The sequence below is a fragment of the Achromobacter sp. HZ34 genome, assembly GCF_002209485.1.
In the GTDB taxonomy this organism is placed as follows: domain Bacteria; phylum Pseudomonadota; class Gammaproteobacteria; order Burkholderiales; family Burkholderiaceae_B; genus Bordetella_C.
Map to the genome: position 1 here is coordinate 41687 of NZ_NJIX01000004.1, position 14607 is coordinate 56293.

The window sequence follows — 14607 nt, forward strand, 5'->3', positions numbered from 1 at the left end:
GCGCAAAAGAGGAGAAGCAGACTTGGATTATTCCTACCGTGTCGCTGCGCAGATCAGCATGTATCCCATGGACTATCCCCATGCGGCGCAGCTGCTGCCACATCAGATCCGGGTGTGGTCACCCATGGTCGATCGCATCCTGGTGACCATCGATACTCATCGCAGCCGTTCGGGCCGCTATCGCGGCAACCGCTTCGACGAATATCGGACCAAGCTATTGCAACTGGCGCGCGACCTGCAACGTGACATGCCGAAGCTGGAAGTCATCGAGGTCGACTATGCCGCCGCCGCTCGCCGGGAAGTGGCGCAGGCCTATTTCGGTACGGACGACATCCCCGTCAAAGCCTGGGACGGCGGTCCTTTCTATGCCTACTTCTACGGCATGTATCACAGCCGCGCACGCCACATCGTGCACTTCGATGGCGACATGCTGTTCGGTGGCGGCAGCCGGACCTGGGTGGAGGAAGCCATCGCATTCACCGAACAGGATCCCACGGTGCTGTTGACCGGACCCTTTCCCGGGCCTCCCGCAACGGATGCTGCAATTCATGGACATGGCTCGCCGCATCCGGTGCGCACCGAAGTGGCCAACGCGCCAGCGTATCGATTCCAGTCCGCGAGCACGCGTATATTCATGCTCGACATGGAGCGGCTGCGCGCCACGCTGGGCACATTTCCACTGCTGCCGCCGAGCGCGCTGCAACGCTTCAAATCGCACTTGCTGGGAAATCCGCCGCAGGCGCGCGAGGCGGAGGTCATACTGGGTATGGTGTTGCGCCAGCACGGGCTGTACCGCGTCGATCTGCTGGGCGCGGCGCCAGGCCTGTGGTCACTGCATCCTCCCTACCGTGGCGAGGAGTTCTATCGCAACTTGCCGGCCCTGATCGCGGATGTCGAAGCGGGACGCATACCGGATGCCCAACGGGGCCACTACGATGTGCATGACAGCATCATCGACTGGTCCTCGCAACGAGCCGCCACGCGCCGTCACAAGCGCTGGCTGCGCATGCTCAAAGACCGGCTGCGGATCGGCGCGTAGCTGTCGTGGACGCGGCCTGTTCACGCCGCTTCCTGAAGAAGGCGATGAGAGGCTTTTCCAGCACTTCATAGACGATGGCACCGCCCGCCAACGCGCACAGCATGGCGACGACGCAGAAACCTGCCTTGCCGCCGGGCAGCGTATCCAGATGCAGCTTGCGCCAGGCCTGGCTGACGGCGGACAGTACGAAGGCGTGTGACACGTACAACGAATATGACGCATCTCCCAGCCTGTGCAGGAGCTTCATGCGCGGCAGCGCCAGGCAACGTTCCAACAGGATTGCGCCGCCGACGATGGCCGTGGCCGGGATGCCTTGCGCCAAGGGCCGAATCGCGCCCGGTGCCATTACGGCCATCAGCGGCAACGTCGCAAGACCACCCAGGACCAGCACCCACCCCAGCAGTGCTGGCCACCCTTCGTTCGTCCGGGTTGATTTATCCACCTTGAGGAACCACGCCCCTAGCGCCATGCCCAGCAGGAATTCAAGCATGATGTCGGCGGTATAGGCCTTGACGATCAGCGAGCTGCCTCCCACACCTGCCCATCCAAGCACTGCGAGGGTGCCGAACACCAGTGCCGTCGCGCCGAAACGCCACGCGACGGGCAGCGCCAATGTCAGGCCGAATACGACGTAATACAGCACCTCGTAATTGAGCGTCCAGCCCACCGTCAAGACCGGCTCCACCAGACCCGCGGGGTTGGGCACCATGATGAACAGGTATGACGCGATGACGTGGAAAAGGTTGAAGCGCGTGGTTTGAAGCAGCTGCGGAGCCATCAGCATGATGGCCACCGCGACGGACATCAGCGCCCAATACAGCGGCACGATGCGTACGGCACGGCGTCGGTAGAACGTCATCACGCCAACCTTCTTCTCGCAGGTCGTGATCCACATGAGGAAGCCGCTGAGGACGAAGAAGACGTCGACGCCGGCACCCATCCATTCGGGCCAGTAGCCCTGGTAGCCCATGCGCTGCAGCTGTGGGTAGAGGTGAACCACCACCACCATCATCGCCGCGATGGCGCGCAAATACTGGATCGAGAAAATTTCCATGGCCTGTGGATGGGTGTCAGGATAGCCGGCGTGGCAGCAGCAAGTGCTCCAGCAGGGGCAGGCGCTTGAGCACCTCGCCCACCAGCAGGGGCACCCCCACGCCGACTACATAGGCAAGGGCGGCATGGGGCACGGCACCGCCGACAAGATCTTCTCTCACCTTCGTGAAGAAAATGGCCTGCACTATACCGTGCAGCAGCAGCAGGAGCAGGCTGGACTCGCCCACGTAGCGCAGCGCCCGCGCGGCAGGCTCGCACTGCTGCAAGACCGCGGCCAATTGCAAGGCCAGATAGATCCCCAGCAGCGCCGCGGCGGTCGAGCCAAACAAGCCGTCATAGCGGTTCTGGTTCAAATCCATGGTGGCGCCCACGAAGTAGAACAGCGCGACGAAAGCCAGCAACGCCAATGCCGCGCCTGCCGTATGCCAGCGGATGCGCATCAGGTACGCCTGGCAGTAATAGCCAAGCATGAAGTAGAAGCCGCCGATTGGCAGCAGTCCCACGCTCCAGGGTAGACCGGCGGTTGCGATGGGCTGGCCGAACAGAACGGCGGAAGACGCAGCGATCTTCGTCATCGCCCATACACCGCCCACCAGAAGGACCGCCAACGCAGCAATGCGTCGCACAGCCCCCCCCTGCCGCAGGCCGCAGACGCGCCAATACAGCCATGCCCCCAAAGTCAGCAGGAACAGGTAAGGCAGGAACCACAAAGGGATCCACGCGATGGTCGCGCCGGTACCGTAAAGGATACCGCCGCCAAGCTCCGCGCCATCACGGCCCCGAAAGAAGACCTGAAAGGCCGCGAGCGCCACCAGGGTTATGAAGTAAGGCTTGAGCAGGGCATCGGCGCGGCGCGCCACCGTGAGTCTTAATGACCGATCAGGACGGAAGAATACGCCTGCCAGGAAAATGAACAACGGCACATGAAAGGAATACACCACTGACTTCAGCGCAACCTGGTCCACTACCCAGAAATTGTGCCCCAGGACCACCAGCAGTATGCCGATGCCTTTGGCGACATCGATGGTGGCGTTGCGCGTATGCGCGGTGACGGGCGCGTGGGTGTTCATTGCCGGTTTCCTGATTCCGATGCACCGTGCATGACAGGTCCGGCCGGCGTATCGTCCTTGCGGACTTCCTGCAGCACCAGCACCAGCACGGCGCTGCAATAGAGGACTTCTCCCACCACGATGCCGACCGCCGCGCCTACCGGGCCCAGACGCAGCATGGCGAAATAGCTGACGGACAGCGACACTACCGCGCTAACGAAGGTGGCGCCGCTCAGGATCCGGAAGCGCTGCCTCAACACCGCGATCATCATCACGGGTTCACGCATCACCATCAGGACGAACAGCCCGCACCACAGCAGGACCAGTTCGTCGCGCTGTGCGAAGTCCTTGCGCATCACGTCAAGGAAAATCCAGTCGCGCAACAGCCAGATGACCGCGCCATAGACCAGCGTGGTGACGCCCAGCGCCGCTGAAAACCAGGCGAGGCGGTGCAAGGTACGGCGCGCGCCCATCTGGTGCAGCCAGTGTGAGGCGAGCGGCGTCAACTGCTTCTGCATGCCCGCCAGCAGCAGATTGATGGGCATCAGCGTAAGGCGCGAAGCCGCCAGCGCGGCCACGGCGGCCAGGTCCAGCGTAGCCGCGGTGAGGAAGTTGTAGCCCTGGTTGAACAGCCAGTAGATGACGCCGCCCGATGCGGCCCAGAAGCCCATTTTGGCGATGTCGCGCAGGCGACCGGGCGCGGCTTGATCGTCGATCTCGGTACCCAGCTTGCGGCGCAAGGCATGGCCGCAGGCAAGCGAAGCCAGCATGCCGGCCAGCAGCGCGCCGACCGCCGCCGCGGGGGTATGCACGGACGCGGCGCAGCCAGCCAGCAGGACGACTACATAGATGGCATCGGCCGCCAGGACTTGCTGCGGCCGGTGATACATCAACAGGATGCCGCGTAGATATTCACGATAGAGCGCGGCCAGCACCAGGGCGGTCGCCGCCACGGCCACCTGCGCCGATTGCCGGTCCAGCAGGCCAGCTGTCCAGACTACGGCGATTGTCAGCAGCGCCAGCAGCCCGCCCGCCAGGCCCCAGCGCTGTTGATCGCGCAGCAGGCTTCCCATCCATTGGCGCCGGGCACCGTCGTCCAGCGTCGGCAGACGGATCACCATGGGTGTGCCGATGAAAGTTCCCTGCAGCGTGGTCAGCAGGATCATGGTGTTGAAGGCAAGGATGTAGTACCCGTACTGCGCCTCGGCCGCATACCGGATGAGAATCAGGCCCACGCCGAAATTGGCGGCCGACAGCATGGCCTGGTCAACGATGGAGCTGCCGAACAGGCGCGCAATGCTGAATGCGGATGAGCGTGTTGCGTTCACCGGGAGTTCCTGTCGGTCTTGATCCAGCTTTTGTTGCCGCGATTGCGTGTCAGCACGTAAAGTTTCCAGATCACGAAGAAGGGTGCGCGCAACAGGTCCAGCAAGGCACGCGGACCCAGTGGCGAAAGCTGCCAGCCACGCAGCACATGGCACACCAGAAGCACCAGCAGCACCGCCGCCAGCACTGGCCATGTCCAGAGTCCGGCGCCGGGCAGCAATAGTGCGGCCACGGTGCCCGCCACGAGCAGAGCGCCTGTCTGCAGCACGATATAGCCCAGCGGCAGGGTCAACAGGTCCAGCGCCAGTTCAAAGCAGATCCAGCTGGGTTGGCGCAGGGCGCGCGCCAGCAGCCGGCCTGTGTACGCGCGCACCACCATCATGCGTCCGCCCTCCCAGCGCTGGCGCTGGGTGCGCGAGCCCCGTTCGGACGGGATCAGTTCCGCGTCGGCGCTGGCTTCGTCGATGTATGTCACGCGGTGGCCATGCAGGCCCAGCACGATGCCATATTCCAGATCCTCGGCGATCGAATGGATGTTGAAGGGCACTTCGCGCAGCAGCGCGTGGGTCATGCACATGCCATTACCGCGCAGGCCGCAGGACGCATGCAGGCGTTCCCGGCCACGGCCGCGTACCGCGTGGAACGCGCCGTACGCCATGGTGACCATGCGTGTGCGCCATGAATCGTTTGGATTGAGGACGCCGTAGTGCACCTGCATGACGGTCGCGCCTTGCTCGATGCGCGCCGCGAACGCCGCAAGAAGATTGGGCGTGACTTCGGTGTCGGCATCGATCACGACCACTGCATGGGCCCGGCCGTCGGCCGCGCTGTGAGCAATGCCATGCTCCAGCGCATAACCCTTGCCGCGCCGGTGTTGGTCTTTACGTTCGAGCACCACCGCGCCAGCGGCGCGTGCCAGCGCTGCGGTGTCGTCGTCGCAGTTGTCGGCGATCACGATGATGCGAAAATTTTCAGGTGGCCAGTCCAGCGCCAAGAGACTGCGCACCGTTCTTTCGATCACCGCGGTTTCATTGTGCGCGGGCACGATGATGTCGAAGCGCAGGTCATGCTGCCGCGCTCGCGGCACCTTGAGGCGGGCAGAAAGCAGGGTCAGCACGGCCAGATAAAGCGTGGCCGCCGTGACCGGCAGGGCGACGATCGCCAGGAGGAGATGCAGGACATAGGACATGATGGTGTCAGGCGTATTCGCGGTAGCGCCCACCCCAGAGGATGGACAGCTTGCCGTAGTTGGCATAGGCGCGCGCCAGCCAGCGCACCGCGTGATGGCGGCCCAGCGGCCACAGCAGCAGGGCGAGCAGGCCGGCTGCCAGCATCTGCGTCAGCGCGCGGCCGTAGAACAGGACCGTGCGCGCGATGCCGGGGCGGTTGTTCAACTTGCCCGCGCGGTAGTGAATGGCGAAATCCTGGCCACCGCGCAGGGCGCGATTGAGGATCCATGATGCACACATGCGGCTGTCGGCCAGGGGCTCCGTGACGTGGGCTTCGTCGCACCACACCAGGCGCGCACCCTGCCCGGCCAGACGCATGAGAAGATCACCGTCTTCGCCGCCCGTCAGGCCATAAGCGGGATCGAAAACCTGCTGCTGGCGGCGCAGCCAGTTACTCGCCAACATGATGTTGCCGAAGCGCAATGCGTTACGGGGCACGACCTCGCCAGTACGGAAGCGAGCCCAGTCATAGAAGCCGCCACGCCGCACCCAAGCGGGCGTATGCGCAGGAAACTCTGGCACCACCGGCGCTTGAACGCCGTCGGCGCGATGCGTCTGGGCGCTGGCATGCAGCAAGGCCAGCCATTGCGGCGGCGCTCGTTCGTCGTCGTCGATGAAGGCCAGCCAGGCGCAGCGCGCCAGTTGCACCGTCATATTGCGCGTCAATGAAATGTTCTTTTCAGGCTGCACGGCGTAGACGAGATCGATGGCGCGCGCCTGCAGCGCCGCGCGGTGGCTTTCGACGACCGTGCGCGCGCTGGCTGCGGGGTCATTGTCCACCACGACGATCTGGCGCGGGATCATTGCCTGGCGCGCCAGATCGCCCAGCAGCGCGTCCAGCAGCGGCTGGCGCCGGTAGGTGGCGATGCAAACGCTGATGTCGCCTGCCGTGTCACCGCTCATGGCGCACCTTCGTAGACCAGTTCGTACCAGGGCGTGGCGTCCGTGCCGGCGAACTGTACGCGCACCCGGGCGCCGTCCGGACCATTGCTGGCGTCCGTCGACGACAACGGCGCGCGGCGTTTGCCCGTACCGTCCAGGGGATAGACTGTCAGCCCGCCGGCGCGGGGGGGCAAGCCCAGGACGGCGGGCACGCGGCGCAGCCAGGCCGGAGCCCGGGTGGCGAGATTGCCGGACGGTCCTTTCGAGCCTGCGTCGGGTTCCAGCGTGAGCCAGCTTGCATCGCCACGATAGGGGATCAGTTGCTTGGGCCGCTGGGGCATGGAGCCGGGCTGAGTGCCGGCGGTCTCATTGCCCAGGCTCAGCAGCAAATGGCGTGACTGCGCCAGCGGCTTGCCGTCGAGCGCCGTCAGCAGCACGCTGGCCGCATCAGGGGCGGTGGTGCTCGCGTCGGCCGCGCCCGAGGCGTCCCCCCGGAATTCCATCCATGCCGCGGTGCCGGCGATGCGTGCCTTGCCTATGGCTCCAAACACGCCCCACAGTCCGGGTGCGTCCAGGGTGATACGTCCGGCTGCCACATCCTGCCGCAGTACGCCATCCGCGGTGACGTAGGACGTCGCTGTGCGATCGGGCAAGGCGGGTAATGCCGGCGCCTGGGTCGACGGCGTGGCCGCAAGCGTCAGCGCTACCTGCCCCAGGTATGCCAGCTGAGGCTGCACGCCGAGACCGTCCGCCAGGCCGGCGGAGATGGCGTCGAAGCGGCGATCCGCGCCCAGCGCAAGGCGTTGCTCGGGACCGACAGGGATGTCGATGTGGCGAGCCAGGGGCGCCAGCAAGGCTGCGCGGAAGATACGCGCACTTTGGCCGGCCAGCGCCATGCGGCCCCAATCGCCGCTTAGCGCGAACCGCGATGGCGCTTGCGGAGCACGTTGCGCGTCGCTGTATTCGAAATAGAACAGGCCGTCCCAATCCTGCTGCGCGCCGACGGCGCTCATCAGCGGCAGTATCTCCGCGCCGCGTGGATTGGGAAACGGCTGGTTGAACTCGCTGACCACGAAGGGGCGCGTGCGATCGCGCCGCAGGGACAAGGCCAGTACGCGCTGGAACTCGTTGCCGCTGGCGCTGAGATCGGGGATGCGCCAGTCATCCGCGCCGCCGCGCATGTCGGGATGAGCGATGTAAAAATGCTCGTCGATATAGTCCATCGACGGCTGCGAATCGAAGTTCAGCAGGCCGCCGAAAGCCATCTGGGTTCCGGTCACGGGCACCAGGTCGTCGGTGCTTTCATGCACGACGCGCCGCAGCCGGTCGAAATAGGCGCGATCGGTGGCGGCGAGGAATCGGAGAAAGTCGCGTTCACGTAGATCGGCCGGCTTTTTATCGTCGCCGAACCAGGCATTGACCCGGCGGGCGATGCCCGAGCGTAGTTGCGCCAGGCCGTTTTCATAAGCCTGTTGCTGGCCGGGCGTGGGCAGTTGATCCGCGTCACCGCTGCCGCAACCGGACCAGGCGGCGCAAGCCTTGTCCAGCGTGCCATAGCGCTGCAACAGCCAGGCACGCCATTGCGCCTGCAACGCCGGTGCGTAGGCCGACGGAATGGCGGCCTGCCATTCCTTGCCCAGCCATGCCGCCAGCAAGGAAGATTCGTTGTTGATTTCCACCATGGCCAGGGCAGGATTGCCCTTCAAGCCCAGGGCCTGGATCAACTGTCGTGCGTACGCTTCCTGCCTGTCGATCAGGCGGGGATCGTAAATATGGATGGGCGCTGTCAGCGATGGCGTTTGCTCGCCGCCGTCCAGCGCCGGCAGGCCATCCACGCGGGGGCGGAAGCGGTAGCCCACGTGAAGGTTCAGGTTGACGTAGATGCCCTCTTCGGACAAGGCCGCGATCAAGCCGCGCAGGCGCGCCACGGCACTGGGACTGAACGTGGGAAAGGGCCCTGTCGTCAGGATGCTGATGGGAGAGTCCGGATAATCCGAGGGCAATGAATCGAGGTGATGCAAGCGCACGGCATTGAAGCCCAATTTGCGTAACTGCCGCGCCAGACGTTTGGCCTCGATGTCGTCCGGGAAGTTGGCGCCGAAGGTCAGGTTCACACCGAACAGCCGCGCGCGCTGGTCGTCGCCCGTACCTGGTCGGCCATCGGCGCCGATCCGATAGAAGTGGCCGTCGTGCGCGACGATACGTGAGCTGGCGTCCAGCGGTTGATTGAGCGCCGAGGCGTCGACCGCACCCGTCATGGCGGCGGGGTCGATCTCGAATTGAAAGTAGTCCTGGGCCCTGGCCGCCCTCGCGCTCGTGAAGGTCGTGCACAACAGAACAGCCGCTGCTGCCAGGTGCAGCGCGGCAGCGCCGCGGCGGCGCTTCATACCCCGTGCCCTTGGCGGCGCATGGCCAGCCCGGTGGCCGACGGCCGCGGGCCGCCTTCGGCCTGCTCATGCTGTTGGGGTGCTGAGCGTTGTGCTGCTCGGTGTGCCGCCAGGCGTCCGCTGATCGCGAGCGATGAACAGATGAACATGATGTTCTGGAAAGAGGTATCGCGCAGGATCTGGCTCTCCGAGAAGTTGCTGATCATGATGGTCAGGCAGATGCCCAGATGCATGGCGGCATCTTCGCGATCCACGCGGAACAGGCGGAACAGGCTGATGCAATGCCATGTCAGGCAGGCCAGGAACAGGCCCATGCCGACCTGGCCCATGTCGTTGAGTATGTCCAGAAAGCCATTGTGCGCGTGCGCCGGCATCCAGCCCATGCGATTGGCGATGTATTGGGCAGGTCCGCCCTCGCCCACCCAGAACGCGCTGTAGCCGATACCCCATACGGGATGCTTGCGGATGGCGATTTCGACCAGGTCCCAGATCTGGCCGCGGCCGGTCAAGTCGCTGCTTTTGTTGAAAAGCGACGTTACCAGGCCGACGACGTCCGAACCTTCGGGCATACGGCCTTGGGAAACATAGAAGATCAACAACCCGTAGAGGACGACGATGATGCCACCGAACAGGATGATCTGTCCGCTGTGGCGTCCGCCCAGCCAGCGCCTGCGCGTGAACAGATAAAGACCCGTGCCCAGGGCCGTGACCAGTACCGCGGTGGCACTCCGGGACATCACCAGCATGAAGGCGCTGAACAGTATGCCCAGGGTGCTCCAGCGGCGTTGTCGCGGTTCCATCAGCCATTCACGCAGCCACAACATGGCGGCGAAGCCGGCGATGGAGCCCAGCATGTTCTTCTGCCAGGTAATGCCGCGCCATGCGCCGCCCAGGAAATTATCTATCCCTACGCTGGGGAATAGCAGGACGACGAAGAAGGAGACGATGCAGATCAGCGTATACGTTCCCATGACGACGCGCAGGAACTGGCGCGGCGTGCTGAAAGGCGGGGCGATGGCCAGTCCGATAAGGATCAGGCCGGCGAATATGATCGTGCGCTTGAGCGTGATATCGGGGAACGGCGACCACGTGGCGCTGGCCAGGCAATAGAGCATCAAACCGAGCAGGAAGAAGTTGCACTGGCGCAGGTTCAGCATGGCGGTCCGCGCGTGGCGCAGGACCAGTATGCCGGCAGCCAGGAACAGGCCGCCGTATTCGATCTGGCGCAACATCGAACCCTGCGCGATCGTGTGCGTCGCCTCGGGGCCCAGATTGTTCATGGACAAGGTATCGGGCACGATAGCGAACAGCAGGCTCAGGCCGATCAACAGCCATACCGCCCAGCGGTCGCCGCGGCTTTGCTCACCGCCCATGGCAGGCTGGATGCGGGGTGTAGACAAGGCCATGATGGATTTCTAGCGGTGTCTGCGCGTGGGCAACAGCGCGCGCGCACGGGTCAGCAGGCCCCGCAGGCCACGACTGGCACGCGCGTTGGCATCCGGATCGTATTCGTTGTAGACCGTGCCCAGAATGCGTACGCCGGCTGTTTCCAGCAAGGCGGCGGTACGTTCGAGATCGGCCAGATTGGTCACGTCCTTGCGCGCGATCAACAGGCAGGCGTCGACCTGGCGCGCGATACTTTGCGCGTCCGACGAATGACTGGCAGCGGGCGTATTGACGATGAAAATTTCGTAGCTGTCGGCAAAGGCCGTCAGCACCTTGTCCAGGGCCGGTTCGCGCAGCAACTCGGCGGGATTGGGCGGCTGCGGTCCCGCATCCAGCACCGCCAGCTTGGGGAAGCCCGGCACCGGGCGCGCGGCACCGGTGGCGGCGCGGCCGGCGAGGACGGTGGACAGGCCCGCGGCGTTGGTGCTGGTGCCCAGCATGTCGCGCTGGCCGCTGGCGCGCAGATTGGCGTTGACCAGCAAGGTGCTGCGGCCGGTCTGCGCGAACGCGATGGCCAGGCTGGCGGCAAGATAGGCACGGCCTTCGGAGTCATCGGGACTCACCACCGCGACGGCGATGCGCGGCTGCCCTTCCAGGCGTATGGAAACTTCCGCGCGCACCTGGCGGATGGCCTCGGCCTCCTGGCTGAACGGCGCCGATGCGATCGCCAGCGGAATGTCGGAGGTCTGTTGGCGCGCCGGCGCGTAATCGTAGTGGTACTGCTCGGCCAGCACCGACTGCACCAGTTCCTCGGAAACAAAGCCCAGCTTGACTGCCGCCTGCCCGAAGCGCAGGCCGTCGGTCTTCTGCAGCTGCACGACGTGCTGCACCTGTTCCTCGGTCAACAAGCCCAGGCGGAAAAAGCGTTCGCCCATTTTTTCAACGGGGGCCGCTGGCGGCGTTGCCGCGGCGGCAGCCGGCACCGATGCTATCGCGGGCGCCGTCACATGCACATCTTCAGGCATGGGCGCGGCGGCGGATGCAGGGGCCGTCCGGAGGGGCGGAGGCGCGTCAGCGGCGTGGACTGGCGCAGCGGTATCTGGCAGCGACGGATCGGCAACGTAGGCTTCACCGGTCGGGCCGTGGGCTCGATTGAGACGGTCGAACAGAGGACGCAGGGCGGAATCGCTCATAGCTTGGCGGTGGCGAGCGCCTCGTTGCGGCGGCCGATACGGCCGATCACGGGCAGTCTGGTGTTACGCAACAAATCGTCCGGGCAGCGTATACGGCGCTGGCTCAACTCCAACAGCATCGCCAGCGCCAGACCCGCGAAGAGTCCGACCAGCAGACCCAGGGCCAGGCTGCGATTCACCCGCGGGCGTGAGGGCGACGTGGGCACTTCGGCTGCCCGCAGCACGGCCAGGTTGGGCAGCGAGATATTGCTGGCCATCAGGATGCTGTCGTATTTCTGCAAGGCGGTCTGGTAGACCTGTTCGACCCCGGCGAACTGACGTTGGTAGGCGGCGATGCGATCACGCTTGGCCATCAAATCGAGCACCTTGGCGCGCTGCGCGTCGGTATCGCGCTGCAAGGCGTCTTTCTGCGCCTGCAGACGTTCAAGATCAGTGCGTTGCGCCTCGATCGCGGCCTTGGCCTGCCGCGCGATCTCCGCCTGCATCTGCCCGCGCTGCGCCATCAAGCCCGTTACGCTCGGGTGATTGGGTCCCAGTGATCCGCGTAACTGGCCCAGCTGGTGATCCACCACGGTCAGGCCATTGCGCAGGTCGTTGATGGCGGCCACCTGGCCCGCTTGCGGCAGGTCTTCCGGCCGCACGCCGCTTTTCAGCAGGTTGGCAGTCACCTCATTGCGGGCGCGCGCCTCTTCCAGCTGGCTGTTCAGGGCCAGCATGGCGGTAGTCATGTCGTTGAGGCGGCGCGAATCGATGTCGCCGCCCTGCTGCGTGTCGACGATGCCGGTTTCCTGCTGATAATGGGTCAGCTTATCCTGGATGGCGTCGATTTCGCCACGCAGCTGCTCCAACTGCGCGGTGTATTGTTCGCTGCGTGCCCGCGCGGAAGCCGACGAGATGTTCTGGCTGACGGCGATATAGGAATTGACGATGGCATTTGCGTACTCGCGCGCCTTCTGCGGCGTGTCCGCGGAAAACGACACCGTCAGCACGCGGCTGTTCTGCTGCTTGGTGACTTCCAGGTTGCGGCTGATGTACGCCACCAGGTCATTGCGTGCCTGCGAGCCGCTGCGGGCGTCGGCTCCGGAGAGCAGCGCCAGCGTCTTGATCATGTGATCCGCGACGGCCTGGCTCTGGATCATGTCGATCTGGGTCTGCATATAGCTGTCGTCCAGCGACGCGGAGAACGACCGCCCGGTGATGGGGTCATTCTCCCGATAGTCGATATAGACATCGGAAGTCGCCGTCCAGATCCGGGGCAGGATCAGGACCAGCAGGACCGTCAGGATCAGCGTGGCGACGACAACCCGCGCGATCAGCTTGGCTCGCGCCGCCAGCATGGCCCGCACTTGATTCAAGGACAGCAGACTGTATTCAGAGGACGGGCTCAACGGCAGACCTTAGCCAGGTAGCGAATTGTAATCGCCGATTCTACTGGAGACTCTTGGGCGCGGGATACGTAAAACCATGATTTAAGTGGGAAAACGCTTGAAAAGTCCTTGATTGTCGCGGCAGCGCACAAACGGCTTGGTGTGTAAATGGTAAGAGCCCATGGAAACCTATTACACCCCGGGATAGCACCGCGGCACGTGTTTCGGCAATCATGCCAGAGGATAGTTGCAGTTCTGATAACAATGAATGTCAAATCTGGGTGTTTATTTAGGAATTGGGAACTCTTAGAATGCGGCATCGCATCATGCGTCCGCCGTCTTCCCATTCCCCTTTCCAGGATCCCAGAATGTCCGCCAAACCTCGCCTCAACGTCATCATCGCCAGCACCCGCCCGGGCCGTGTCGGTCCCGCTTTCGCCCAGTGGTTCGCCGAAGCCGCCCAGGCCCATGGCCAATTCGACGTCCAGCTGGTCGACCTGGCCGAGTTCAAGCTGCCGGTCTTCGACGAGCCCAACCATCCCCGCATGCAGAAGTACACGCACGAGCACACCCGCAAGTGGGCCGCCAGCGTGGACAGCGCCGATGCCTATGTCTTCGTCACGCCGGAGTACAACTTCAACGCGCCGCCGTCGCTGCTGAATGCGCTGCAGTACCTGGTCAAGGAATGGAACTACAAGCCCGCCAGCTTCGTCAGCTACGGCTTCGCCTCGGGCGGCCTGCGTGCCGTGCAGGAACTCAAGACCTTGCTGACCACGCTGAAGATCGTGCCGCTGAACGAACAGGTCATGGTGCAAAACTTCCCCTCGACCCTGGACGAAAACGGCAAGTTCAAGCCCACCGAGATGCATACCGACTCGGCCAAGGCTGCCCTGGACGAACTGCTGCGCTACACCAACGCGCTCAAGCCCCTGCGTTCGGCCTGAGTGCCGCCCGCAGCCTGAGGCCACGACCCGACAGACGACTTGGTAAAACGCATATGGCAACTTCTTCGGCACGCGTCGCGCGTCTGTTGGGATTCAACGGTGGTTACGTCGATACCGCCGGTTTTCTGGCGCTCAAGGGGCTGTTCACCGCCCACGTCACGGGCAACTTCGTGACGCTGGGCGCTGCCCTGGTGCACGGTAGTACCGGCGCCATCAGTAAATTGCTGGCCTTGCCCGTGTTCTGCGTGATGGTCATCGCCATCCGTTTGCTCGGCGTCGGGCTGGCTCGGCGCGACGCGCCCGTCATGCGCGTGCTGCTGTCGCTCAAGGCCCTGTTGCTGGCGACAGGGGGCGCCATGGCGATCGCCTGGGGGCCGTTCGACGATGCGGACACCGGACGCGCCATTCTCACCGGCATGGTGCTCGTTGCCGCGATGGCCATCCAGAACGCCGCGCATCGCGTGCACCTGACCAGCGAGCCGCCCTCCACGTTGATGACGGGCACCACCACGCAGGTGATGCTGGACATAGCCGACTTGATGCGCACCTTGCCGGACACTGAACGCGCGGCCGCCCGGGGGCGCGTGGGGCGCATGGCGCCGGTGCTGATTTCCTTCGCGCTGGGTTGCGGTATCGCCGCCCTGCTCTACGTGGTCGTGGGACTCTGGTGTTTCGCGCTGCCGCCGTTGACGGCCCTGCTTGCGGTGTGCCTGCATCGCGAGGTGCCGGCGGTTGCCTGAGGCGTGAGCCGT

12 protein-coding genes are annotated in these 14607 nt (G+C 64.5%); 3 read left to right on the plus strand and 9 right to left on the minus strand.

Annotation, left to right across the window (positions count from 1 at the left end; all coding sequences use genetic code 11):
• Positions 1-22 precede the first annotated feature (22 nt).
• Positions 23-1039 carry a capsular biosynthesis protein gene (locus CEY05_RS16775; protein ID WP_088596661.1) on the plus strand — a complete coding sequence of 339 codons (1017 nt, stop codon included), beginning with the start codon at positions 23-25 and terminating at the stop codon, positions 1037-1039.
• Here the strand turns inward: CEY05_RS16775 and CEY05_RS16780 are convergent.
• The 9 genes from CEY05_RS16780 to CEY05_RS16820 form a co-directional block, all read right to left on the minus strand.
• The gene (locus tag CEY05_RS16780; protein WP_088596662.1) at positions 1011-2093 is read right to left on the minus strand and encodes an acyltransferase; all 1083 of its coding nucleotides are present in this window, start codon (positions 2091-2093) and stop codon (positions 1011-1013) included. The two genes, CEY05_RS16775 and CEY05_RS16780, sit on opposite strands and share 29 nt — an antisense overlap.
• A 16-nt stretch (positions 2094-2109) precedes the next feature.
• Positions 2110-3162, minus strand: a complete 1053-nt coding sequence (locus CEY05_RS16785; RefSeq protein ID WP_088596663.1) for an acyltransferase family protein — start codon at positions 3160-3162, stop codon at positions 2110-2112.
• A complete protein-coding gene (locus CEY05_RS16790; protein WP_088596664.1) occupies positions 3159-4469 on the minus strand; it encodes a lipopolysaccharide biosynthesis protein in 1311 nt (436 codons plus the stop codon). Before CEY05_RS16790 ends, CEY05_RS16785 begins: the two co-directional genes overlap by 4 nt.
• On the minus strand, positions 4466-5656 hold the full coding sequence (locus CEY05_RS16795; protein WP_088597616.1) for a glycosyltransferase family 2 protein: 1191 nt from the start codon (positions 5654-5656) through the stop codon (positions 4466-4468). The genes CEY05_RS16790 and CEY05_RS16795 overlap by 4 nt, the downstream gene beginning before the upstream one ends.
• Positions 5657-5663: 7 nt before the next feature.
• Entirely contained in the window at positions 5664-6599 is a 936-nt protein-coding gene (locus CEY05_RS16800) for a glycosyltransferase family 2 protein (RefSeq protein WP_088596665.1), read from the minus strand.
• The gene (locus CEY05_RS16805; protein ID WP_198952811.1) at positions 6596-8965 is read right to left on the minus strand and encodes a capsular biosynthesis protein; all 2370 of its coding nucleotides are present in this window, start codon (positions 8963-8965) and stop codon (positions 6596-6598) included. The genes CEY05_RS16800 and CEY05_RS16805 overlap by 4 nt, the downstream gene beginning before the upstream one ends.
• Positions 8962-10371, minus strand: a complete 1410-nt coding sequence (locus CEY05_RS16810) for an O-antigen ligase (protein ID WP_088596666.1) — start codon at positions 10369-10371, stop codon at positions 8962-8964. The genes CEY05_RS16805 and CEY05_RS16810 overlap by 4 nt, the downstream gene beginning before the upstream one ends.
• Positions 10372-10380: 9 nt before the next feature.
• Complete coding sequence (locus CEY05_RS16815) at positions 10381-11376, minus strand: CpsD/CapB family tyrosine-protein kinase (RefSeq protein ID WP_088596667.1); 996 nt, start codon at positions 11374-11376, stop codon at positions 10381-10383.
• A gap of 164 nt (positions 11377-11540) precedes the next feature.
• Positions 11541-12932: a GumC family protein gene (locus CEY05_RS16820; protein WP_143220480.1), complete on the minus strand. Its 1392-nt coding sequence runs from the start codon at positions 12930-12932 to the stop codon at positions 11541-11543.
• 347 nt (positions 12933-13279) lie between these two features.
• Here CEY05_RS16820 and CEY05_RS16825 point away from each other — a divergent pair, with 347 nt between their 5' ends.
• On the plus strand, positions 13280-13855 hold the full coding sequence (locus CEY05_RS16825) for an NADPH-dependent FMN reductase (protein WP_088596669.1): 576 nt from the start codon (positions 13280-13282) through the stop codon (positions 13853-13855).
• 53 nt (positions 13856-13908) lie between these two features.
• Complete coding sequence (locus tag CEY05_RS16830; RefSeq protein WP_088596670.1) at positions 13909-14595, plus strand: YoaK family protein; 687 nt, start codon at positions 13909-13911, stop codon at positions 14593-14595.
• Positions 14596-14607 lie beyond the last annotated feature (12 nt).

Excerpts from the sequence above, each read along its gene's own strand:
- CEY05_RS16810 (WP_088596666.1), bottom strand. The coding sequence starts at position 10,371 with ATGGCCTTGTCTACACCCCGCATCCAGCCTGCCATGGGCGGTGAGCAA.
- CEY05_RS16830 (WP_088596670.1), top strand. The coding sequence starts at position 13,909 with ATGGCAACTTCTTCGGCACGCGTCGCGCGTCTGTTGGGATTCAACGGT.
- CEY05_RS16795 (WP_088597616.1), bottom strand. The coding sequence starts at position 5,656 with ATGTCCTATGTCCTGCATCTCCTCCTGGCGATCGTCGCCCTGCCGGTC.
- CEY05_RS16825 (WP_088596669.1), top strand. The coding sequence starts at position 13,280 with ATGTCCGCCAAACCTCGCCTCAACGTCATCATCGCCAGCACCCGCCCG.
- CEY05_RS16805 (WP_198952811.1), bottom strand. The coding sequence starts at position 8,965 with ATGAAGCGCCGCCGCGGCGCTGCCGCGCTGCACCTGGCAGCAGCGGCT.
- CEY05_RS16815 (WP_088596667.1), bottom strand. The coding sequence starts at position 11,376 with ATGCCTGAAGATGTGCATGTGACGGCGCCCGCGATAGCATCGGTGCCG.
- CEY05_RS16785 (WP_088596663.1), bottom strand. The coding sequence starts at position 3,162 with ATGAACACCCACGCGCCCGTCACCGCGCATACGCGCAACGCCACCATC.
- CEY05_RS16800 (WP_088596665.1), bottom strand. The coding sequence starts at position 6,599 with ATGAGCGGTGACACGGCAGGCGACATCAGCGTTTGCATCGCCACCTAC.
- CEY05_RS16780 (WP_088596662.1), bottom strand. The coding sequence starts at position 2,093 with ATGGAAATTTTCTCGATCCAGTATTTGCGCGCCATCGCGGCGATGATG.